Source organism: Polycladidibacter stylochi (genome assembly GCF_001562055.1).
Classification (GTDB): Bacteria; Pseudomonadota; Alphaproteobacteria; order Rhizobiales; family Stappiaceae; genus Pseudovibrio; species Pseudovibrio stylochi.
The window spans coordinates 133,772-154,822 of record NZ_LLWE01000025.1 but is presented as its reverse complement, the minus strand read 5'-3'; the positions used below and the strand labels follow the sequence as shown (position 1 = coordinate 154,822).

The following is a 21,051-nucleotide window of genomic DNA, read 5'->3' as shown; positions in this document are numbered from 1 at the left end:
CACCCTAGGCATAACGAGTTCGGTTTGTCGAGACGCTATTTTTACATCTATAGGCTAATAGCCTTTGTATTTGTTGGCTCTTTCGGTTTTTTCGGCTTTTTCCTTACGCATGATTTCGCTCAGGACCTCGCTTATTTGCGGTCCTTTGGCCTCAATAAAGGGGGCAGGGCGACAGCAATCAATAGCTGCGATACCAACCCGTGATGTTAAAAAGCCATTCACAACCCCTTCACCCATACGGGCGGAGACCTTGGCGGCCAAGCCTTGGCCAATAAACTGCTCTAGCAAACCGTCTCCGGCTGCCAAACCGCCGGTTAAAGCCAAGTGAGTGGCCACGTGTGAAGCGAGACGCCAATAGCCTAATGTGCCGGGTCTTCCACCATAGAGCTGGGCAATGTTTTTAATGAGCTTTAGGCATTCGTAAAACACAATGCCGATATCAACCAGTGCACGCGGCGAAAGGGCGGTGACGATGGATACGCGTTTGGCACTATGGATTACCAGTTGTCTTGCTTGCTGGTCAATGGGCACCAGCAGGTCGCGTTCTGCCAGTATCAACAAGTCCTTCGGGTCGATGACCTCTTGCATGTGGGCATTGAGAATAGCGCGCCCTTTGGCTGTATGGGGGCGGTCTTGGTAAAGTGCTATCAGCTGCTTTAATGCTGCATCGGTTTTATGCTCGTCACTATTTTGTTTTAGTGCGTTGAACTTATTTCTCAAATTGTCGATCTGCTTCAGGCGCGATAGCGAGCGCAATTCGTTGACGCAAATAAAAGCGAGAGCCAGTGCCCCCAAGCATAAAAATGCAACGCCAACCCAGCCCAACCATTCATAGCGGGTAAACAAGTCGCGTATGAGTTGATCAATTGCCAACCCTATTGAAAGCGATAGCAGGCCACCAAAACCCAAAACAAGCAGCTTCATAGCCCTGTTTTTGAAGGAACGCGCTGATGGGTTCTTGTGGTTGGTGTGCCGAGTTTCAGCAGTGCTCACGGGCTCTTGCTGGGCCGTTTCCTCATGGGCTTCGATAGCCACGACTAATGGAGCATTTTGAATAGGTTGTTGCGGCTGCGGTTGCTGCGATTGCTGCTGCTTCGCCGTTGTATCGTCTATGATGAATGATTTTGGCGCCCTGCGCTGCTGCCTACTTGCAGCAGGCGTACTTGCGTTGTTGTTTGGGTTCTTAGAAGGAGGCTTTATCATGCAAGTTTATCTCCCAGTAAAAATTCTATAACGCGGTCCAGCCTGATATGCGGTAAGGACATGGTTATTCCCTCAGCCGTTCTTTGCAGTTCTGGGGGGCGGAAACGGGCATAGCGGACGCCAAAATCATAGTGCTGGTTGGTATTTTCCATGAACTGGGCGATATCCTTTGGTAAGTCACCTGGAAATACAGCGGCTTGTGATGCGCCATCGCAATGGCTGCCATCAATGATTTGTCCAGGTAAGGGAATGCCTATGAGCGCTGGAAAGCTTTCGCCATCGCGCTGCATGATAGCCTGCCTTGTGGCTTTTACCGAGGCTAGGGCAAGCACATCAATTTGTGCCCCAGCCGTTTCGGCGCGGTTGATCGCCGCTTGCAACAGGTGGGCTAAAATTGCCTGCAATTTGTCGTGGTCTTCCCGTTGTACATGGTCTGCCTTTGTGGCGGCAAACAGAATTCGGTCAATACGCCGTGACATGAAGCTGGTCAGCCAACTTGAAGAGCCGGGCCGGAAAGCTTGCAATATTTCCAAGAGTGCGTCCCCAAGATCATGTAGGGCAGCCGGACCTGCGTTGAGCGCTTGCAGTGTATCTACCAGTACAATTTGACGATCGAGTTTGGCAAAGTGGTTTTTAAAGAATGGTTTTATGACATGGCGTTTATAGGCTTCATAACGATGCGCCATCATGGCAGCTAGGCTGTTTTTGGGATACGTTTCGGGTATTGTTGCAACGTCCAGCGGGCAAAAGGTGAGTGCGGGTGAGCCCTCTAAGTCTCCGGGCATGAGAAAACGGCCCGGGGGGAGCATGGATAGTGCGTTTTCTTCGGCGCGGCAATTTGCAAGGTATTTGGTAAACTTGGCAGCCAATTCTTTTGCTATGGTTTCGTTTGCCGGTTGTAAAAGTGCTTTCTGGTGGGTCTGTAAAGCGCTGAGGAAATCCTCAGCCAAGTCAGGACGGGCCTTTAACCTGTCGAATGCTTTGGTGCTGAATTGTTTGAAGTCTTGTTGTAACAGCGGCAAATCCAATAGCCATTCCCCTGGATAATCAATAATATCCAGATGTAGTTGGCCGCTTTTGAATTTGCGGTTGAAGTAGCTGGCACTTTCAAAGGCAATGGTTAAGCGCAACTGCGAAATCTGGCGGGTGGAGTTGGGCCAGAGGCGTTCTTCCAATAATGTGTTCAGGTGCTGCTCGTATTCAAAGCGGGGCACATTATCGTCTGGCTGCGGTTGCAACTGAACCGAAGAAATTCGCCCCGATGCTCCTGCGCTAAATAGCGGCAAGCGGCCGCCATGCAGCAAGTTATGGACAAGTGAGGAAATGAAGACGGTCTTACCAGCCCGAGCCAAACCTGTAACACCAATGCGTAGGCTTGGCGTGGTTAAATCGGTAGCTGTTTGTGAAAGTGACTGTAATGTGCCACGGGTTTCTTCGTATAGGTGATCGATGATACTCAATGTTTTGGTCTCCCCAATTCTATTTGGGGACAAGGGCATGAAATTGCAAATTCTTTTCTGTTAGATGGCGTTTGGCTTATGTTGTTATTGTATCCATTTGCTTGGGGCGAATGAAGGAAACAATACGGCCATCTTGGCGGGCAAGCTCTGACCACCTGGCGCGTTCAAAATCTATAATCGCCATGGCAGCAGTGGGAAAACTATGCTCGATCTCTTCAATAAGTTGCGGGTTGCCCGTGCCACATAAATCCAGTGCGGTTTGCTGTATCGCCGGTAAATGGCCGATGAGCATTAGCGTGCAGGCCAGTCCGCCAAATGCGCCGATGCTTTCAAGGTAGTCGCTTTGCTTGGGATCGTAGAGGTCTTCAAGCAGGCTGATACGGCAACTTTCTTGCAAACACTCAAGCATGGGTTGCAAGGTTTGGCGTGTTCTTAAGGCCGTTGAACAGATAATTTGATCGGGAATCAAATTATGGCTGCGCATGTGGTTTGCCAGTGCCTTTGCCGCCTTGAAGCCCTCTTCATTTAACGGGCGCTTATGATCCTCTAGGCGTGCATCTCCCCAATCAGATTTGGCGTGGCGGATCAGTATGAGTCTCAACATCTTAAGGCTCCTTGGAGAAATGCTGTTATGGCTTTATAGAGGTTTGGCGAGTTGTTAATCAACACCCCTCACATATTTAGTTACCTTACATTATGTGAGGATGATTTTAATAAAAAAGAAAAAGTGGTCAGTTTGCCTTAGATTTACCATAAAGCTTGACGAAGCCTAAGAAAAGTTTTAGCCAATGACGACTTTAGAAAGCAACCTGTAGATACTATTCCTTTGTAATAATATGGCTTGACTGTGGGCAATTTAAGCAACAGGCCTAAGGGTGAATAACTATATTTGCTATTTGAAGTTGTTGGGAATCAAACAATAATATTGACCATCGGGACTAACTTAAGTGCAGTCAACTCACGTTGCTTCATTTTATGCAGCTCACTGCGGGAATTCTCCTCATCAACCAGAACTGGTTGGTAAGTTTCATAGTGATATTTGCATTGTCGGGGGCGGTTTGGCCGGGCTTACTTGCGCCATAGAGCTTTTGAAGCGCGGACGGCATGTGGTTGTTTTAGAGGCCGAGCGTGTTGGCTGGGGCGCGTCCGGGCGCAATGGCGGCTTTGTTTCCTCCGGGTTCTCCGAGCGGTTGTCGCTTATTGAAAAAAAAGTGGGTCTTGATAATGCTCGCACGCTCTACCGCCTTTCACGCGGGGGTGTTAACTATGTGCGGCAAACAATTGTTCAGGAGAACATAAAACATATTGTTGCGGGTACCGGCTGGTTAAAAGTGCAACGGCATGGCAATCAAGACCAGTTACTCAGGCAGCGCGATCACCTTGGGCAGAACTATGGCGTTGAACTGCAATTGTGGGATCAGCCGCAATTGCAAAGTGTTTTATCTACCGAGCGTTACCATTTCGGGCTTTATGACCAAAGTCCATTTCATATCAATCCGCTGTCCTATGTGGAGGCATTAAAGCGCAAGGTTATCCGCCTTGGTGGGCGGATCTTTGAGGCCACTCTTGCGCAACGAGTTAAAGGGGTTGGGGCCGGTTGGCGCGTGCATACGCCTTTAGGGTGTGTGCATTGCGAGAGTGTCATTATGGCAACGAGCGCCTATGGTGTGCTGAACGGTGCCTGCAAAAGCGTTGACCAAAGCATGGTTCCGGTTGCGAGCTATGTTATCACCACGGCAAAACTCGGTGATATGTTGAAAGCGGCTATTCGTTTTCCGGGCTGCATTGCCGATACGCGGCGTGCGGGTGATTATTACCGGGTTGTGGACCAAGACCGCTTGCTGTGGGGTGGGCATATTACCACGCGGCGTGAGGAGCCAGCGCATTTGGCAGAGATGCTGCGCGGCCATATTCAAGATGTATACCCGGCACTTGGTGAGTGCCCGATCGAGTTTTCCTGGTCCGGGTTAATGGGTTATGCACGTCACAAAATGCCCGTTATTGGCGAGGTCAAGCCGGGGCTTTGGGCGCTGACCGGTTTTGGCGGACATGGTTTGAATACAACCGCCATGGGGGGAGCACTGGTTGCTAGTGGCATTGCCGAGGGCGACGAGCGTTGGAAGCTGTTTGCCTCCTACGGGGCCTCCTGGAACGGTGGTATGATGGGGCGGGCCGTTGCACAGATGGAATATTATCGCCTGCAAATGGCTGATCGGCTTGAAGAAGGGGTTATGATGCCGCAATGGCGGCGGGCGAAGCGCTAACCTTCTATTGCTGAGGTTGCCGGCTTTTGGTGTCTATTAATTTGGCCCGATCAAAAAAGGCTTGCAGTATTTTATCGGTTTCTTGCGGAAAAACCGGCGCACGTTGGGCCACCCAAAGGCTGTAATCGTTTGTACTCCCTTCAAAAATCCAAAGAGATTCATAGGTGGAGCTGGTTTTGCTGTGGCCAGTGATAAAAGTAATGCCTTTATAAAGCTTGTTGTCGGCAAGGGCTTTAAAGCCGCTTTGCGCGTAATTCTGGGTCAGGGTTGCCATCATGGGCAGTGCATCGCCCTTGTTATGCTGGCGGAAGATCGCCAGTAAATTGGCGTCATTGCTTTCGTATTTACAGCCGATACCCAAATGGCGGTTGTCCGGTAATATGGCAACCCGTTCCAGCCCCAATAGCCAGTCGGGACAGCTCATGCCGTTAAAATGGGTTAAGGCGTTGAGTTGTTTGCGCCAGCCCGAGCGCAGATCATAGGGGCGGTACAAAACCCCTTCCGAGGCGCGTTCATCGGCTAAAGCGTGGGAAGCTATGAGGTTCAGTGCCATAAATATGCCAAGCGCAAGCAGGAAGTGGCTGACAGTGAGCTGTATTCGCTGCCAGCAGTTGGGGCGTGTGTTGTTGCTTTTTTTTATGATCATTATTTTGGTTATTCTTGGCGGCCTTAATCGGCTATGGGTACAAAGCGTTGCAGGTCCTGCTCGTTTTTTAACAGAGCTCCATTCAAGGGCAGGGCGGTGGTTGTGCTGTTGATTTCTTCCAAGGTCTGCGGATCAATATCTTCGTTTAATAGCAGTTTAATCCAGTCGATGAGCTCAGAAGTTGACGGCTTTTTCTTTAATCCTTGTGTGCTGCGCAGATCGTAGAAGCTTTTTAGGGCGGCCTCTAGTAAACGCTCTTTTATATCGCCGTGGTGAACCTTGACGATTTGTGCCATGGTTTGCGCGTCGGGGAAGCGGATAAAATGAAAGAAGCAGCGGCGCAGGAATGCGTCGGGCAGGTCTTTTTCATTGTTAGAGGTGATAATGACAATCGGGCGTTTTTGGGCTTTGATCGTCTGGCCGGTTTCGTAAACATGAAATTCCATGCGATCAAGCTCTTGCAGCAGATCGTTGGGAAACTCAATATCCGCCTTATCAATCTCGTCGATAAGTAAAACCGGTGGCGTTTCCATTTCAAAGGCTTGCCACAGTCTACCCTTTTTGATGTAGTTTTTGATATCTTCAACGCGAGGGTCACCCAATTGGCTGTCGCGAAGCCTTGATACTGCATCGTACTCGTACAGGCCCTGCTGGGCCTTGGTGGTGGATTTTATGTGCCATTCGAGCAGCTCGCGGCCTAGTGAACTGGCTATTTCCTCGGCAAGGGCTGTTTTGCCTGTCCCCGGTTCGCCCTTGACCAGTAGGGGGCGTCCTAGTGTAATGGCTGCATTAACGGCAATCGAGAGATCTTCGGTTGCGACGTAGCTAGATGTACCTTGAAACTGCATTCTTGTCCTCTGCTCTTCAACGGCTGGCAGACTACTTGAGCATGTGGAAGGCTGCAATTGTTAATCGCGATGTTTGCCGGCTCTCGCCTAGGTCTTTTGACGCATACAGCACTAGGTAGATTCTCCCTAGTGGGCAGATATTGCCCGCTGCGCCGGGTTCCCTACTACAGTCAGCCGCGAAATGTTTTTGTAATTCATTGATTTCACATAATCTATTTATTGGCATGGCAATTGCTTAGCCAAGCCTTAGATAAAATTTGCGATCTATTAGGGGTCACCTATGAGTATTTATGGTGCAATTAATTCGGCGACGACCGGGCTTGATGCCCAATCTAAAGCGCTGGAGAACATTTCAGGTAACGTGGCGAATTCGGCAACGACGGGTTACAAGCGACTGGATACCAGTTTCAGTGATTTGGTGTCGGGTGCAGGTTCCAAACAAAGCCTTCAGGTGGCCGGTACTGTGCTTGCCAGTTCGCAAGCGACCAATGCTCTGCAAGGTGATATTCGCGGTTCCAGTAAAGATACCCATATGGCCATTAATGGTAAGGGTTACTTTGTGGTGACGAACCAATCGGGCCTTAGTCAAACAACACCCGATAAATTTTATACAAGAGCCGGTGATTTTGAACTGAATTTAAGTCGCTACCTTGTCAATACCGGCGGTTATTATTTGCAGGGTTATGAGGTATCCGCGGAGACGGGGGCTACGGGTGATAAACTTGCCCCTATACAAATTGCCGACCTACCCATGCCGGCTAAGCCGTCAGATAAAATCACTTATCAGGCTAACCTGCCTTCAACGCCATCAACGGCGCGCTACAATCAAAAGGTTCCGAACTCGCAGTATATCAACCCAGCTGTTTTTGCGACAACCGTGAGTGATGAAAGTAGTGAGCTGAAAAACGGTACCGGTACTGTGCTCATCACTTCCGATAAGCTTGTTGATTCACCCAGTTTTGTAGCCGGTAATACGATTACAGCTGTCGGTGGTGGTGTGACAAAAACACTTTCCGTGAAAAGCGATACTCTGGTGAAGGAATATATTGATTTTCTCAATCAATTTAACGGTGTTGCCGCCGATATCAAAAGCGATGGTAAGCTGAAGATTGACGCCAATGTTGCTTTTAGTTTGACGAATGACGTTACTGGTGGCGGTGTTAATCCGAACATAACACTCACCCCTGTTTCCAATAAACCGGCGGGTGGTGCAATTACGACCGATGAGGTTTTGGCGCAAAACTCGACGAATTTTTTAAACTCAACGATTACAGGTGGTTCGGTTACTGTATATGACAAGAATGGTACGCCGGTGAATGTGGAGTTGCGCTGGGCGTTAAACCGGGAAGATAACTGGTCGCTTTATTATAACAATACCACAGGTGCCAGTGGGGCAACGGTTGCATGGAAAAAAGTAGGTGATGTAACCTTTGATGCAGCAGGGCGGATGGTTACGCCCGCCGATGGTGCCATTTTAATTTCCGGTCTGGAAGTAAATGGTGTTTCGGCTGGTGACCATGTTTTGAACTTTGGTAAGGACAAGCTGACGCAATATGAGGATAAGGTCGGCTTTGCAACTGGTACCGATATTGCGCAGAACGGTTATCCGGCGGGTGAGCTACGTTCCACCAGCATTAGCAGTGATGGCTTTATTACCGGCAACTATTCTAACGGTAAATCGCAAAAACTTTATAAAGTGCCTATTGCCACTTTTGCTGCTGAGCAAGAACTGCAGCGTATGGATGGCGCGGCATTTTCTAAAACGCCGACCTCTGGCGAGCCGGATTTTCGTAATGGTGGCACCATACGGGCCAAGGCCATTGAAAGCTCGAATGCCGATATCGCCGGTGAGTTCTCAAAGCTGATTATTACGCAACAAGCGTATTCGGCAAATTCCAAAGTTCTATCGACGGCAAATCAGATGTTGGATTCTGTGCTGAATATCGTACGATAGATGAAAATTATTGATTCACTTGCTGGTTGTTGTTTGTTGCCAGCCAGCAGGTAGGCGAGGGTTCTCTCATGAGTTTGGGGTCTGCTATCCATTCGGCTTTTGCGGGGCTTAGGGCTACACAAAGTAAGCTTGCCGTAACCTCTGATAATATTGCCAACGCGAATACGGTTGGTTACACGCGTAAAAGCGTAGAGACTATTGCCAATAATGCGGGTAGCTCGTCCACGTCAACTGTCGTGAGCTCACAGGTGCAACGGCAAGTGGATGAAATGTTGCGCGACAGTTATTGGCAAAAAAGTAGCTCCAACGCTTTTGAGCAGGTGGTTGCCGATTTTACCAAGCGCCTTGATGACTATATGGGCAAGATTGATAGTGAATCCAGCTTACCTAAATTATTGAATAATTTTAATTCGTCTCTCATTAAACTGGCGAGTGATCCAAAATCGCAAAGCAATCAATCGCAAGTGATTTCCAGTGCCCGGACTTTTGCCGCTGAACTAAATGCCAGTTCGGCGCAGGTGCAAAGTTTGCGCGAAGGGGCTGAGGCCGGGGTTACCAGCGAGGTTGAGCGCACGAACCTGTTATTAAAAGATATCGAGGTTTTGGAAAAAGATATTATTGCCGAGCGGGCGAGTGGTCGCTCGGTTGCCGGTATGAATGATGTAATGGACCAAAAGCTTGGAGAGTTATCCAAGTATCTTGATATTGATGTTCACCGCGACGGTGATGGGGAGCTACGTATTTCAACCGTTTCCGGTTTAACTCTGTATGACGTGAAAGCTGCACAATTATCGTTTTCATCTTCCGCGTCTCTAGGGCCGGGTGCGGTGGGGAACCCAGTCGAAGTGGTTTCACCTAGCGGTTCTAGAAGTTCTTTGCAGCCAGCAGATTTTAAGGGCGGTACAATTGGCGGACGCTTGACACTACGTGATAAAGTGTTGCCAGAAGCGCAAGCAAGATTGGATGAGCTTGCCGCTCAATTATCACAATCACTTTCGACCAATACAAAACAAGGAGTAGCTGGCGATGATGGCAATAGCCCGCCTGTGAAACTTGGTTATAAAGTGGATGCCTCTGGCTTTAAAACCAGTGGTGACCGAATTGAAATGTCGTTTACCGATGCGCATGGTAATGCACGCGATGTAACCTTTGTCGCCGTTTCTGACCCATCCTTACTACCACTGGATGGCCGTGCTACGGCCAAAGCTGATGACATTGTTTACGGGATTGATATTTCTGCCGGTGCTGCCAGTTTGCAAAGTCAAGTTGCCAGTGCCTTAGGGGCTAGTTTTGAAGTCAGCGCACCTGCAAGTGGAGAGTTACAAATTTTTGCCGATACGGGCGCAACGTCGGCAAAGTTGACCTCGTTGATGGTTAAATCTACGCAGACGACAGCCCGTCAAAGCGGTTTGGCGCTGCCTGTTTTCTATGATTCAGAAAATGGCGGGACACCCTATAGCGGTGCATTGGAAAATGGTGGTCAAAAGGTTGGGTATGCCAAGCGGATAACTATTAATGATGCGTTATTATCTAATCCCGGGTTGCTTGAAGGGCAAGACCCTAGTGGAAGTGGGGCGGATCAGGCACGGGCGCAATTTTTAACCGAGGCTATTAGCTCTACACGAATTGATTTTGACCCACAGTCGGGTATTGGTGGCCAAGGCGCACCCTACCATGGAACCATCGCCGATTTTGCGAACGAAGTTATTTCCAAGCAAGGGCAGGTGGCGACCAGTGCCAAAAGCGCTTTAACGTCGGCTAAAACCGCACTATCACTTTCGCAAAAAGCATATGAAAGCAGCTACAAAGTTGACGTGGATACCGAGTTGGTGAATCTCATGCAGTTGCAGAATGCATATTCAGCGAATGCACGCGTTTTGAATGCTAGTAACAAATTGTTTGAGCAGCTCATGGCTCTGGTGCGTTAGGTGATGCGTACTGGCAGTTTTGATCGTTAGGTTGAACCGAAGTTGAGCTGAAATTGAACCGTTTTGCATCTGTTTTGCAGCCGTTTTGAATATGGTGGTTCATCGTGGTTTTGAAAGGAGTTTGGGATGTCTGTTGTTGGTTTAAGTGGTTCTGCCAGCTACCTTTCGGCACTTTTGCGCCAGCAAAGGACGCAAATTGAAGATTTATCGGTCCAACTAACCACCGGCAAGAAGACGGAAAGTTTTGGTGGTTTGGGTGCCGATGGCATTACCAGTTTGAAAATGCGTCAAGAGATTTCAACTATTGATGCCTATAAGAGTGTTTCGGAAATTGCGACTACGCATATCACTCAACTTGGTAAGTCGCTGGAGAGAATAGAAAAATTACGTTCTGAAACCGTAAGTGCCATCAATCCCAATGACTATCAATTGACCACAGATGGTGCAACGACCTCGCAAGCGACAACAAAAATTCTCCTCTTGGAAACAATTAGCCAGCTTAATACAAATGTGGCCGGGTATAACTTATATGGCGGCAAAGTAAGCGAAAGTGAGCCTGTTGCCTCTTTCGATCACATCATGAATGGACACGGCGGCAAACTGGGTCTTAAAGATGTTATGGCGCGTTTTAGTTCCGCGCATCTTGGCAGTGATGGCAAAGGCAAGGTCAACACAGCTGCGAGTGATGGAACAGGGGAAAGCACAGTAAAGCTAACTCGCTCAAAAGAAACGCCTTTTGGCTTCAAAATTCATGGCGGAACAGCGAGTTCATCTGTTATTTCGATGAATTATCGCGCGGCGGATTTAACGACAGATCCGGCAAATCCGGTTCCTGCCGGTTTGGATATCAAGCTCACCGGATTGCCGCGTGAGGGAGATCGTGTGCAGGTTGAGCTGTCGTTGCCTGACGGGTCATTTAAAACTTTGGCGTTGAGTGCAAAGACGACAGGGACAGCTACGGCTAGTAATTTTGTTATTTCCAAGAATAGTAATCCTGCAAAAGCGCGGTTTGAAACGGCAAAAAGCCTTGAAACAGCAATTGGTCAAGCTCTTAAGACAGCGGGCCAAACGGATTTAAAAGCGGTGGCAGCCAGTCAGGCCGGTAATGAATTCTTTGGATTATATGAGGACGGGCGCTCTCCTGCTGTGCCGAAACTTCCGGATGCCAGTGGTGAACTGCTTGAAAACGCTAATGGAAAAATTCTGGGATGGTATCGTGGCTATACGCAGGATAGCAAAGTACGTGATGACAAGATCGTTGAGGTGGACCGCGGCTTGAAGGTCGGTTACGGGGTAAGAGCGAATGAAAAGCCTTTTGCCGAGCAAATGAAAAACCTTTCTGTTTTCATTGCAGCCGATTTTAAACCGACAGACGAGGCGGATGCTCAAAGCAAAGCTATTGCTGAATCCTATTACAATGTTCTTGCAGATAAGACCGATCGGGCAATGGCAGTGAATGACTCAAAAATATCGGGCGTTCAATCAATCGCAACTGAAATTAGTGCGGCTAAAACCACTATAAATAACAGTTCGGAAAGGCTTTCTCAGCGATCTAATTCCTATAAAATTCTGAGTGGGAAAATTGAGAATGTTGATCGTACTCAAGTTGCCGTTGAGCTCTCAGAAATGACGAATAACCTTCAGGCTTCTTATCGAATGACATCGTCACTCTTAAACTTAAGCCTGTCAGATTATTTGAAGTTATGATCTGTTAATCTGATTTTGGATAGAATTTCTCATTTAATTTGGTTTTAAGGCTGGTGCGATGACATTGTAACCAGCCTTATACCTTTATGCGGTTTGGCCTCTAAGGCCAGCGGCGATTGCCTTGTTAATGTTGATCAAGGTTTCTAACGTATCTGTTTCTTGGCCAGCCAACAATGCAATTGTTTCATTGAATGTGAAAATGGCTAGATTGCCAATATTTGTTTTTACTTCAATAGGTAACGGGTTATCTTCGGCAGTGGCTTCTGTCGCTAGAATTGTCCAAGCGGTCCGATTGAAGGTCAAAATCTCGTTGCGTTGCTCTTCGCTAAGGTTGTCGCCATTATTTAGTAGAACTGACAGTTTAGCGGCTGCTTTCATGAGCATTTCGGCTTCAAGTTCTCTAGGATCCGTGGTCGTCGTTGCCGCTTTTTGATAGGCTTGTGTCGCTTGCTGATACATGGCCGATCAGTGTCCTTTCATAGGTCATCAGTTCCTTGGCGCGTTTTAAAGCCCCATACAAATCGTCTGCTAATATGGCGTCACTGATGTTCGATAGATATGATAAAGTGCTTGGTGCTGCTTTAACTATTTGGTTTACTTGTTCAAAATATTGGTCTTGTAACTCTTCAATCGAGTTGGACAGGTACATTAGCTGAACAAGTAAATATATGCGCTGCGCAGGAGATGTGGCGTTCTCGGCACGCATTATATCCTTCTCGCGCAATATGGGGGCGTTGCCCTCAATATAGAGCTTGGCACGCGGTCCGCCATTGGTGATTACGGATTCGCCAATGATCACCTGTTCGCCGGGTTTTAACTCTACTTTCAATGCCATTTAACAGCCCTGTGCAACCAAATGGAGTTATTTTCACCAATATACTCCTCTAGTTTGCAGTTTACATTGTTTTATATTTGAGTGAAACATATTCACTTTTTCATCCCCTCATTAATTTAATTGTAGATTTATGAGGTTTTATGAAGAGCACCCAAAAAAGGTAAAATGCACGCGTTTATGATGAGTTTGGATTATAAAATTTAATGATTCGTGCGCCATTGAACTGCTTTGTGTATATCCTATCGATAAAAATTATTAATTTTCATGGGTTTAGTTTAAGTTGTAATTAAATGGTTGCAGAATGCATGCAATATACGATAGATTGAGTGGGTAACGCATAGTCCAGAAGGGCTATGATCTTTCAAAATTAGAAAGAAAATCCTAGAAAGGGATTAATTATGGCTGATATTACATTAACCGCAGCAGTTCGCTCTAACCTTTCAACTTTGCAGTCCACTGCCCAGCTTATCGGTTCAACACAAGAGCGCCTTTCAACTGGTAAAAAGGTAAACTCTGCGCTTGATAATCCGAACTCTTACTTCACTGCAGCTTCTCTTAATAACCGTGCGTCTGATTTGTCTAATCTGCAAGATGATATGGGGCAGTCTGTATCGACTTTGACAGCGGCAGATAAGGGTATCAAGGCGATTTCAAAGCTTGTTGATGCTGCAAAAGGTAAAGCTAATCAAGCTTTGCAAACAGAAGATAAAGCTCAACGCGCCAAGTATTCTAAAGAATTCAACGACTTACGCACGCAAATTGAAACTTTGGCTAAAGATTCAGGCTATAAAGGTAAGAACCTGCTTGGTGGTTCAGGTAACGATCTGACAGTTAAGTTTAATGAGGATGGTAAGTCAAAGCTAGATATTAAAGCAGTTGACTTTACGGACCTAAGTAGCTCAACAAGTGACTTGAAACTTGATAGCGTTCAGCAGCTAGTAAAAGGTAAGTTTGACTCGGGAGCAATTACTTTAGGTACTGGTACCTTTGATTCAAGTACAAAGCTTGCCGATCTTGATAATTACGCAGAAGGCGGCAAGATCAAGATTACTTATGGAACTGGTGATGATGCTACTACTAAAGAAGTAGAGATAACTGCTGATAACACAATTGGTGATTTGACTGCGGCGATGAAAGAGTTATCTGGCACAGACTTTACGGTCAATTCCACAGATAAGAAAATCACCGGTGATGTTGAGGACGAAATTTCGTTTACTTATACTGCTAAAGCGAGTGAAACTGGTGCGGATCTTAACTCGGCTAGTACTGCAGGTTTGGTTAAAAATGGCTGGACTGAAGATAAAGCGATTGAAGATTCAATCAACTCACTGAAGACAGCGCAAGATTCCCTAAGGGCGCAAGCCTCTACCTTCGGTACCAATCTTTCAGTTGTGCAAAACCGCAAAAGTTTTACAGCTGATATGATTAGTACGTTAGAAGTTGGTGCTGGTAAGTTGACACTTGCTGATACCAATAAGGAAGGTGCGAACTTGGCAGCGCTACAAACCCAGCAGCAGTTGGCAACCTCAACCCTTGCGTTGGCTGCGAAAGCTAACCAGAGTGTGCTGCAGCTTATCCGTTAAGTCATACCAAACATTGATGTTTATTGGAGCGCGGCCTTGGGCTGCGCTCTTTTGTATTTAACAGCATTGATTTTTTGAACTAACAAAAAAGGTGCGATGATCGCACCTTGTTTCATACGCCGACTACTGTAATTTTGGGATATCCTTAGGGCTTCATAAGGTCCTGAGGAATTTGAGCATCGGTATATTTATTAGAAGCGGTGCCAAATACACCTTGTTCTTGCAAGTTGATGAGTTTGTCTAGATAGCCACGAATCCTACGGGACGTCTCGGACGGAATTTCAAAGATTACTTCACCACTTGGGTCAGACTTTAATTTGTAAACCATGTCACGGTATTCGTTGTCATAACGATACTCCCGAACGAGTTTAACTTCTTCTTCTTTGATATTGTGGTTGTTGGCTCGCGTGTCTGAAGGATGACTTTTTTCCGAGCTTGCTCTCGTAGCGGTGTTTTCTTTTAGGGCAGTTACAGCCTGTCCAGCCGCAAGCTCGGTTTTGACCTGTTGTTGCTCCTGCTTTGCGCTTGTCGGATCAGCCATTAAAGGATTTTGTGTTAGCGTTGGACGTGGCCCTGTAATTTCCATTTCGCTCAACTCCATGTAATGCGTTTATGCTTGTTTCCAGTAAAAATTTCCACCTCAATGTTATTATAATATAAAAATTCCTTAGTTTAAAGAATTGAATTTAGGTATTTTGAATTACTCTAAGCAACAAAATCATGTTTGCTACTGATAATATTATAGAGATCGGTTACATGCTATACCTCTTGCCTGTTTCGATGGGCTTGTTTTGGTGCCCTTTGAGTTGTAACCAGCTGTTTTTAATTGAGAACCTACAGCTTCTGCTACGGTATCAATGACTGCATCAGTCACAGATTTTGCTGTAGAAACTACTTGTAGATTGGTCATCAATAGAGGTTTTAATTTGCCGTGATTCTCTTTCATTGTGCCAATCATATCGGGTGCCAAATTGCCCAGAGCAATTGCGTTTTGGCCTGCAAGGCGAATCCCGCTCATATAATTCTCAATGGCGTGGGCTTTTTGAGGTTCCATGTTGTTTAAACAATCAAGCTTACCTTCTTTTAGTAATTGTGTTTCTTGCTCAATAACCTCCAGCAGGTCAGCCATAGCTACTTCAAAGCGCTCACAAAACTTTTCGGCTTGATCTTTGGTTGTTATGGATTGGCTTTCATAGAATGCCGCTGCAGTTTGGTTCGCATCCTTGGTCAGGTCACTCATTAACTGTTCTCTTGTATTTCTAGTAGTTGCTGGCGAATAGTCGGGGTTAACCCCAAACCACCATTCTTTGTAAATTGCTCTGCATACTGGTTAACGAGCATAGAGCGCCAAATTTCAGATCCCTTGCCGGCACTCAAAGTAGAATCTTCGCCAAGGTTTTGAAAGATTGACTGCATCATTTGGTTTATGAAAACTGCTTCGAACTCTTTCGCCTTTACTTCAAGCTGCTTATCATCAGGTGTAAGTCTTGATTGCACTTCTTGAAGCTGCAGAGGTGTTTGGAAGGGTATCGATGGTCTAAGCATTTACAGGACCTCAATATCTGCTTGTAAAGCGCCTGAGGCTTTAATGGCTTGCAAAATGGCGATTAGGTCACGAGGGCCAATTCCGAGAGAATTCAGGCCATCAACAAGTTCTTTGAGAGTTATGGTTTCGGGAACGAGAGCGAGGTCGGCTTCATCTTCTGTTACAGCTACGGTGGAACGTGGTAGCACTTCAGTTTCACCTAGAGAAAAAGGATCGGGCTGAGACGCTTGGGGTGTTTCGCTAATGGTAACAGTCAAATTGCCTTGTGCTACAGCTACTGTTGATACCTTCACATCCTTACCCATGACGATGATGCCAGAGCTCTCGTCAATGACAATACGGGCAGGAAGGTCCGGCTCTATGACGAGTTGTTCAATATCGGTGAGTAGATCAACGATATTACCGTCATATTGGCGCGGCAAGGTTAGTTTCACTGTGGCTGGGTCTAATGGTTCAGCTGTTGGTAGGCCGATGAGCTCATTTACGGCCAGGGCAATACGGCGTGAGGTTGTAAGGTCCGGATTTCGTAGGGCAATGCGGACTGTCGACATGCTAGCTAGCTGAAATCCTACCTCTTTTTCTACCAAGCCGCCATTGGCTACCCTGCCGGAGGTCGGCACGCCCTTAACTACGGTTGCTGCTTCACCGCTTGCTTGATAACCGGCAATTGTTACCGGCCCTTGGGCAATAGCGTAGGTTTCTCCATTGGCGCCAATGAGAGGGGTTACAAGCAAAGTGCCACCTTGCAGGCTTTTGGAATCGCCCAAAGCGCTAACGGCAACATCTATTCGGCTGCCTTGTGCGGCAAAGGCAGGGAGGTTGGCTGTAACCATGACGGCTGCGATATTTTTTGTTTTAAGGTCAACCTGTTTTGTATTTATACCAAGCCTTTCCAGCATAGACTGCAAACTTTGCCGGGTGAATGGGCTGTTGGTTAAACTATCGCCGGTACCTTGCAGGCCGACAACCAGACCATAACCAATAAGCTGGTTTTCTCTTATGCCTTCAAAGTCTGCAATGTCTTTAATGCGAGATGCGGCCAATGCTGAAGATAGCATTATCGATGAGAAAAAAATTACCTTCAGAGCAATTCCTATAGATTGTTTTAGTTTCATGAAGATAATCCCCAATACAGCCAGTTAACAGCATTGTTATGCGAAAATCGTGCCAGTTTTTAGTTTCCTGCCATGAGTGCTCGTGCATGAGTAATTTTAACTGTTTTGGGAAGTGTATCAGTGATTAGCTAAAAAGCTGTGCAGCTTGCAAATTAGTTGGTGCGGCAAGAGTTGCCGAGTTGCTAAGCTTGATTGGTGAAGAATCTTATTGCAATTTGCTAAGGGGTAAGCCGTGATCATTCAAAAAACTGGTAAAGCTGTGAATGCAGTGGGCCCTTCCGCAAAAAAGAAGGGGCTTCGTCCTGCCAGCCAGTTTGAGCCGGTTTATGATAGTGTGCAAAGCGAAGGAGCTGCGGCCAGTAGCAGTTCTGTGGCATCATTGGCTGGTGTTGATGGCTTATTAAGCCTGCAAAACTTTGAAGATTCTGGAGAACGTAAGCGCCGGGCCATATTACATGGCCGTAGTTTGTTGGATATGCTTGACGCGCTCAAAGTTGATTTGATTACAGGGCAGGTAAACCCTTCCAATTTAAACAAACTTACTGGACGGCTAAAACTAAGAATTTCCAGCGGGCAATCTCAACTAGATGGCTTGATTGCAGACATCGAAACGCGCGCAAAAGTTGAGCTTGCTAAACTTGGTTACTTTGAATAGTGGTTTCTGCCAATTATGAGGGGGATGCGTTGCTCTTGTGCAACATTTAGCCTGCTCGAGGTTGGTGTTTTTACTCAGGGTATATTTCTTTTACTTACCCCGTTGTTGTTTGGCTCAAGCATCGCTATATTCCAGCCGCCAACACAGGTAGCCGGAGTTACAGATGGCGGTTGAAGTCGCAATTGATTATCGTCCTAGTGAAGACGAACCATTCATGAACGACGTGCAGCGGGAGTATTTTCGCCGCAAGTTGAATGCTTGGAAGGATGACATTCTATTAGAAAGCAAGGAAACCCTTGTTGCTCTACAAGAAGAAAGTCAAAATCACCCGGATATAGCAGATCGGGCCTCTTCGGAAACGGATCGGTCTATTGAGCTGCGTGCCCGGGATCGTCAGCGTAAGCTGATCGCCAAGATAGATGCGGCTCTTGCTCGCATTGAAGATGGCAGCTACGGGTATTGTGAGGAGACGGGTGAGCCGATCTCTGTCAAACGGTTGGATGCCCGACCAATCGCAACACTTTCTATCGAGGCGCAGGAGGCCCACGAGCGCCGAGAAAAGATTTATCGTGATGATTGATTAAATTAGTTTCTAGTCAATTATTGGGAAACTCATTCCTATATTCAATGTATAGTTGGCAATGAAAAATGGCGGATTTGATGTGCTGGGGAGCTATCATCAAATCCGCCTTGCCGTTTGCTTGGGGAGCATGCGGCGGGGAGATTGTTGCTATTTACTTCATCTAATACATGTCTTTTTTAGCCTTCGTACAAAAGCAGTCTATACCTGACTAAAAGGGTAATAAGATATCTAGCGCTTGGGATCCGTATCTAGGCTGTTGAACAGAGGTTATTTGACCGCGTCCCCCATATCCAATACGAGCTTCGGCAATCTTTTTGGAATCAATTGTATTATCTGCGGCAATATCTTGCGGGCGAATAACACCGCCAACTACTAATTCACGTACTTCGTAGTTGACTCTGATTTCCTGGCGGCCCTCCACCACGAGATTGCCGTTGGGTAGAACTTGTGTCACGACTGCAGCCACTGTTGTGCTGAGCTTTTCTTTTCGGTCTATACTGCCAGTTCCAGTGTAATTATTGGTGGAATCTAACGTGGCTAATGAGCTGGCGTTCATACCTGCAGGTAGCGCCAGCGTGTTGATGGCAGCACCTACGGCCCCGCCTGCACCAATGTTTTGCTTATCTGTTCGTCCTTGTTTGGAAGTGTTATCAAAGGCTGCTTGATCTGAAACCGTGACAATGACCGTTAAGATATCGCCTACTTTTTTGGCGCGTTGGTCCTTAAAGAAAGCGCGGTTACCGGAACGCCACAGCGAGTTTGCCGCATAATGATCGCTTTCTTTCATTGGCATCGGCATTTGTACCGGGCGGTAGCCCGGCATTGTTGTCGGGTCTTGAATTGCTGTTAATGCAGGGGTTTTGCCAATTTGCGATAGCTGGTCAGCAGTACCGCAAGCAGACAGAACAATACAAAATGCACATGCAAAAAATGAGTGAAGTTTACGATGCATTACTGTGCTTTCTGTAGCTTGGCAAACTGATTGGTTTTTGTGACGACTGTTGCCTGACCTTGGCCGGTGACCGTTGCAAATAGCCGTTTACGCGTTGTGAGGTTCATCACTTCAATAATATCTTGTAGTCCGCCGGCGTTCATGGCTTTTGCTTGTGCTGTTAATCGCATGCCAGGTATTTGATAGAATAGAGTTATTGCACTGCCGCGCTCAACAAGTGTTGGCTGGGTGATGTCTCTTGCTGTTATTGCTTTGCCTGCTGGTAAGGGGTGCTTTACGGCCATACCGACAATTTGCTCTTGGGTCATAAGTTGGCGAGCTCGATATTGGCGGTACGGTATTTTAATTTCTACCAAATTATTTTTGCTAATTATTTCGCCGGACTTAAGTGTGTGCTTTAATGAAATTGCTGCAATGAGGGCTTGAAAGCTTCCTGCAACCTGGAAGGATTTTATTTCGCCATTTTGCATTAAGCCCATTGTTGCAACGAACCTGTTGGTTGCTGCGTTGGTTTGCAAATCTTGCAGTGTGGTGGGGTTTGTCTCATTCCAGTCTGTATATAAGGGTGTTGGTAGGGGGCTAGAAATAGTTGCTGTTAGTATGGCGTTGCTTTGTTGAGCACGGTTTTGCAATTCAGCAGTAATGGAGGCCTCAATTTCACCGCGCTTGATCAATTTAGCCTTTCGAGTAACACTCACCCAATCCAAGCTATTTTTTTGTGCGACTGTGAAGCCCGCAGCTTTTGCATTTTCAACCACACTGAGTGCGGAAACGCTGCCTGTGGTGCCATAGTCGGGGCTTTGGAACAGCGGTGTTTGCGCATAAATGCCTGCACCTTCAAAAAAATCGCCAATAGTAACAATTGGTGCGGTGACAACTATTGCGGGGCGCAGTCTGACGGGTTCTTGGGCCACAGCTTGATTTTGGGTTGTCAAAAGCAAGCTCATAGCGCCGAAAATGAAGAGGATTATTTTATGCATCTTCAAGCCCTAGCGCATGTTTGTTGTTGTTGAGTACATTTCGTCAGCGGCTTTGACGATTTTACTATTCATTTCGTAGGCACGTTGAGCCGAGATGAGATCGGAAAGCTCTGTAACTGCATCGACATTGGCGGCTTCCAAGTAGCCTTGCAAAATGCTGCCGTAGCTTTGTTGGCCGGGGTTACCAAGCTGGGCCTCGCCGCTTGCTGCGGTTGCAGTGAAAAGGTTATCGCCAACCGCTTGAAGGCCTGCTTTGTTGATAAAGCTGGCAATTTGAATTTGCCCAAGAGTTACAGTTTGCCCCGCTGTATCGATTGCTTGCACAAGGCCTTGCTTATTAATCGTGAGGTCTTTGACGTCTTGTGGGATCGTTATGCCAGGAGAGAGAGTATAGCCATCGGCTGTTACGATTTGGCCGGTTTGCGAGCGGGCGAAAGAGCCATCCCGCGTGTAGGCGTTGGTGCCATCTGGCATATTGATTTGGAAAAATCCTTCGCCGCGCACTGCCAAATCGAGGCTTTTACCAGATTGGGCCACGGTGCCTTGGGTCATGATACGGGTCGTTGCGACAGTGCGTACACCTGATCCAAGTTGAACGCCATTCGGTACCATCGTGCCCGTGTCGGAAGTTTCGGTACCCATTCTGCGTTTGTTTTCGTAGAGTAAGTCTTGAAAGTCTGCCCGTTGACGCTTGTAGCCTGTGGTGCGCATGTTGGCCACGTTATTTGAAATGACTTCAACGTTAAGTTCTTGTGCTTTCATGCCTGTTGCGGCGATATATAGAGCTTTCAT

At 47.0% G+C, this 21,051-nt stretch carries 21 protein-coding genes; 7 read left to right on the top strand and 14 right to left on the bottom strand.

The genetic code is table 11. From position 1 onward, the window contains the following. Positions 1-54 precede the first annotated feature (54 nt). From AYK67_RS09845 to AYK67_RS09835, 3 genes are all read right to left on the bottom strand, one after another. Positions 55-1,203: a YcjF family protein gene (locus AYK67_RS09845; protein WP_068085728.1), complete on the bottom strand. Its 1,149-nt coding sequence runs from the start codon at positions 1,201-1,203 to the stop codon at positions 55-57. After that, a complete protein-coding gene (locus AYK67_RS09840) occupies positions 1,200-2,663 on the bottom strand; it encodes a YcjX family GTP-binding protein (RefSeq protein ID WP_244266906.1) in 1,464 nt (487 codons plus the stop codon). Before AYK67_RS09840 ends, AYK67_RS09845 begins: the two co-directional genes overlap by 4 nt. Positions 2,664-2,739: 76 nt before the next feature. Then, entirely contained in the window at positions 2,740-3,267 is a 528-nt protein-coding gene (locus AYK67_RS09835; RefSeq protein ID WP_068085725.1) for a SixA phosphatase family protein, read from the bottom strand. 343 nt (positions 3,268-3,610) lie between these two features. On the opposite strand from AYK67_RS09835, the gene AYK67_RS09830 reads away from it, so the two are divergent. Then, positions 3,611-4,927, top strand: coding sequence for an NAD(P)/FAD-dependent oxidoreductase (locus AYK67_RS09830; RefSeq protein ID WP_068085723.1), 1,317 nt, complete (start codon positions 3,611-3,613; stop codon positions 4,925-4,927). A gap of 4 nt (positions 4,928-4,931) precedes the next feature. Here the strand turns inward: AYK67_RS09830 and AYK67_RS09825 are convergent, their stop codons facing one another. Both AYK67_RS09825 and AYK67_RS09820 read right to left on the bottom strand, forming a co-directional pair. Then, positions 4,932-5,573, bottom strand: a complete 642-nt coding sequence (locus AYK67_RS09825) for a hypothetical protein (RefSeq protein ID WP_068085720.1) — start codon at positions 5,571-5,573, stop codon at positions 4,932-4,934. 23 nt (positions 5,574-5,596) lie between these two features. After that, complete coding sequence (locus AYK67_RS09820; RefSeq protein WP_068085717.1) at positions 5,597-6,421, bottom strand: AAA family ATPase; 825 nt, start codon at positions 6,419-6,421, stop codon at positions 5,597-5,599. 280 nt (positions 6,422-6,701) lie between these two features. On the opposite strand from AYK67_RS09820, the gene AYK67_RS09815 reads away from it, so the two are divergent. The 3 genes from AYK67_RS09815 (at position 6,702) to AYK67_RS09805 (ending at position 12,010) form a co-directional block, all read left to right on the top strand. Beyond that, on the top strand, positions 6,702-8,375 hold the full coding sequence (locus AYK67_RS09815; protein WP_068085714.1) for a flagellar hook protein FlgE: 1,674 nt from the start codon (positions 6,702-6,704) through the stop codon (positions 8,373-8,375). 68 nt (positions 8,376-8,443) lie between these two features. Then, a complete protein-coding gene (flgK, locus tag AYK67_RS09810) occupies positions 8,444-10,303 on the top strand; it encodes a flagellar hook-associated protein FlgK (protein ID WP_068085712.1) in 1,860 nt (619 codons plus the stop codon). A 126-nt stretch (positions 10,304-10,429) separates the two neighbouring features. Beyond that, on the top strand, positions 10,430-12,010 hold the full coding sequence (locus tag AYK67_RS09805; protein ID WP_068085708.1) for a hypothetical protein: 1,581 nt from the start codon (positions 10,430-10,432) through the stop codon (positions 12,008-12,010). Between the two features lie 84 nt (positions 12,011-12,094). On the opposite strand, the gene flaF is transcribed toward AYK67_RS09805, so the two are convergent. Together flaF and AYK67_RS09795 are read right to left on the bottom strand one after the other, a co-directional pair. Beyond that, entirely contained in the window at positions 12,095-12,469 is a 375-nt protein-coding gene (gene flaF / locus AYK67_RS09800; RefSeq protein WP_082735740.1) for a flagellar biosynthesis regulator FlaF, read from the bottom strand. Beyond that, positions 12,411-12,845 (bottom strand): flagellar biosynthesis repressor FlbT, encoded by a 435-nt coding sequence (locus AYK67_RS09795; RefSeq protein WP_068085707.1) that lies wholly within the window; start codon positions 12,843-12,845, stop codon positions 12,411-12,413. Before AYK67_RS09795 ends, flaF begins: the two co-directional genes overlap by 59 nt. Positions 12,846-13,243: 398 nt before the next feature. Here AYK67_RS09795 and AYK67_RS09790 point away from each other — a divergent pair, with 398 nt between their 5' ends. Continuing rightward, on the top strand, positions 13,244-14,428 hold the full coding sequence (locus AYK67_RS09790) for a flagellin N-terminal helical domain-containing protein (protein ID WP_068085704.1): 1,185 nt from the start codon (positions 13,244-13,246) through the stop codon (positions 14,426-14,428). A gap of 145 nt (positions 14,429-14,573) precedes the next feature. Here the strand turns inward: AYK67_RS09790 and AYK67_RS09785 are convergent, their stop codons facing one another. The 4 genes from AYK67_RS09785 to AYK67_RS09770 form a co-directional block, all read right to left on the bottom strand. Then, positions 14,574-15,014, bottom strand: a complete 441-nt coding sequence (locus AYK67_RS09785) for a hypothetical protein (RefSeq protein ID WP_162265098.1) — start codon at positions 15,012-15,014, stop codon at positions 14,574-14,576. A 153-nt stretch (positions 15,015-15,167) separates the two neighbouring features. Further along, positions 15,168-15,668, bottom strand: a complete 501-nt coding sequence (locus AYK67_RS09780) for a hypothetical protein (protein WP_068085695.1) — start codon at positions 15,666-15,668, stop codon at positions 15,168-15,170. Further along, the gene (locus AYK67_RS09775) at positions 15,668-15,973 is read right to left on the bottom strand and encodes a rod-binding protein (protein WP_068085693.1); all 306 of its coding nucleotides are present in this window, start codon (positions 15,971-15,973) and stop codon (positions 15,668-15,670) included. Before AYK67_RS09775 ends, AYK67_RS09780 begins: the two co-directional genes overlap by 1 nt. Further along, positions 15,974-17,032 carry a flagellar basal body P-ring protein FlgI gene (locus AYK67_RS09770; RefSeq protein ID WP_244266914.1) on the bottom strand — a complete coding sequence of 353 codons (1,059 nt, stop codon included), beginning with the start codon at positions 17,030-17,032 and terminating at the stop codon, positions 15,974-15,976. 289 nt (positions 17,033-17,321) lie between these two features. On the opposite strand from AYK67_RS09770, the gene AYK67_RS09765 reads away from it, so the two are divergent. Further along, the gene (locus AYK67_RS09765) at positions 17,322-17,744 is read left to right on the top strand and encodes a flagellar assembly protein FliX (protein ID WP_068085686.1); all 423 of its coding nucleotides are present in this window, start codon (positions 17,322-17,324) and stop codon (positions 17,742-17,744) included. 163 nt (positions 17,745-17,907) lie between these two features. Beyond that, the gene (gene dksA / locus AYK67_RS09760; RefSeq protein ID WP_068085683.1) at positions 17,908-18,324 is read left to right on the top strand and encodes an RNA polymerase-binding protein DksA; all 417 of its coding nucleotides are present in this window, start codon (positions 17,908-17,910) and stop codon (positions 18,322-18,324) included. Positions 18,325-18,535: 211 nt separating this feature from the next. Here dksA and flgH read toward each other — a convergent pair whose 3' ends face one another. The 3 genes from flgH to flgG are packed head-to-tail and all read right to left on the bottom strand — an operon-like array spanning position 18,536 to position 21,051. Further along, on the bottom strand, positions 18,536-19,279 hold the full coding sequence (gene flgH / locus AYK67_RS09755; RefSeq protein ID WP_068085679.1) for a flagellar basal body L-ring protein FlgH: 744 nt from the start codon (positions 19,277-19,279) through the stop codon (positions 18,536-18,538). After that, entirely contained in the window at positions 19,279-20,259 is a 981-nt protein-coding gene (flgA, locus tag AYK67_RS09750; RefSeq protein WP_068085676.1) for a flagellar basal body P-ring formation chaperone FlgA, read from the bottom strand. The genes flgH and flgA overlap by 1 nt, the downstream gene beginning before the upstream one ends. 9 nt (positions 20,260-20,268) lie before the next feature. Beyond that, on the bottom strand, positions 20,269-21,051 hold the full coding sequence (gene flgG / locus AYK67_RS09745; protein WP_068085675.1) for a flagellar basal-body rod protein FlgG: 783 nt from the start codon (positions 21,049-21,051) through the stop codon (positions 20,269-20,271).

Bases quoted from the DNA above. Each gene is read 5' to 3' on its own strand.
- AYK67_RS09845 (WP_068085728.1), bottom strand. From the start codon at position 1,203: ATGATAAAGCCTCCTTCTAAGAACCCAAACAACAACGCAAGTACGCCT.
- AYK67_RS09835 (WP_068085725.1), bottom strand. From the start codon at position 3,267: ATGTTGAGACTCATACTGATCCGCCACGCCAAATCTGATTGGGGAGAT.
- AYK67_RS09825 (WP_068085720.1), bottom strand. From the start codon at position 5,573: ATGATCATAAAAAAAAGCAACAACACACGCCCCAACTGCTGGCAGCGA.
- AYK67_RS09820 (WP_068085717.1), bottom strand. From the start codon at position 6,421: ATGCAGTTTCAAGGTACATCTAGCTACGTCGCAACCGAAGATCTCTCG.
- AYK67_RS09815 (WP_068085714.1), top strand. From the start codon at position 6,702: ATGAGTATTTATGGTGCAATTAATTCGGCGACGACCGGGCTTGATGCC.
- flgK (WP_068085712.1), top strand. From the start codon at position 8,444: ATGAGTTTGGGGTCTGCTATCCATTCGGCTTTTGCGGGGCTTAGGGCT.
- AYK67_RS09805 (WP_068085708.1), top strand. From the start codon at position 10,430: ATGTCTGTTGTTGGTTTAAGTGGTTCTGCCAGCTACCTTTCGGCACTT.
- flaF (WP_082735740.1), bottom strand. From the start codon at position 12,469: ATGTATCAGCAAGCGACACAAGCCTATCAAAAAGCGGCAACGACGACC.
- AYK67_RS09795 (WP_068085707.1), bottom strand. From the start codon at position 12,845: ATGGCATTGAAAGTAGAGTTAAAACCCGGCGAACAGGTGATCATTGGC.
- AYK67_RS09790 (WP_068085704.1), top strand. From the start codon at position 13,244: ATGGCTGATATTACATTAACCGCAGCAGTTCGCTCTAACCTTTCAACT.
- AYK67_RS09785 (WP_162265098.1), bottom strand. From the start codon at position 15,014: ATGGAAATTACAGGGCCACGTCCAACGCTAACACAAAATCCTTTAATG.
- AYK67_RS09780 (WP_068085695.1), bottom strand. From the start codon at position 15,668: ATGAGTGACCTGACCAAGGATGCGAACCAAACTGCAGCGGCATTCTAT.
- AYK67_RS09775 (WP_068085693.1), bottom strand. From the start codon at position 15,973: ATGCTTAGACCATCGATACCCTTCCAAACACCTCTGCAGCTTCAAGAA.
- AYK67_RS09770 (WP_244266914.1), bottom strand. From the start codon at position 17,032: ATGCTATCTTCAGCATTGGCCGCATCTCGCATTAAAGACATTGCAGAC.
- dksA (WP_068085683.1), top strand. From the start codon at position 17,908: ATGGCGGTTGAAGTCGCAATTGATTATCGTCCTAGTGAAGACGAACCA.
- flgH (WP_068085679.1), bottom strand. From the start codon at position 19,279: ATGCATCGTAAACTTCACTCATTTTTTGCATGTGCATTTTGTATTGTT.
- flgA (WP_068085676.1), bottom strand. From the start codon at position 20,259: ATGCATAAAATAATCCTCTTCATTTTCGGCGCTATGAGCTTGCTTTTG.
- flgG (WP_068085675.1), bottom strand. From the start codon at position 21,051: ATGAAAGCTCTATATATCGCCGCAACAGGCATGAAAGCACAAGAACTT.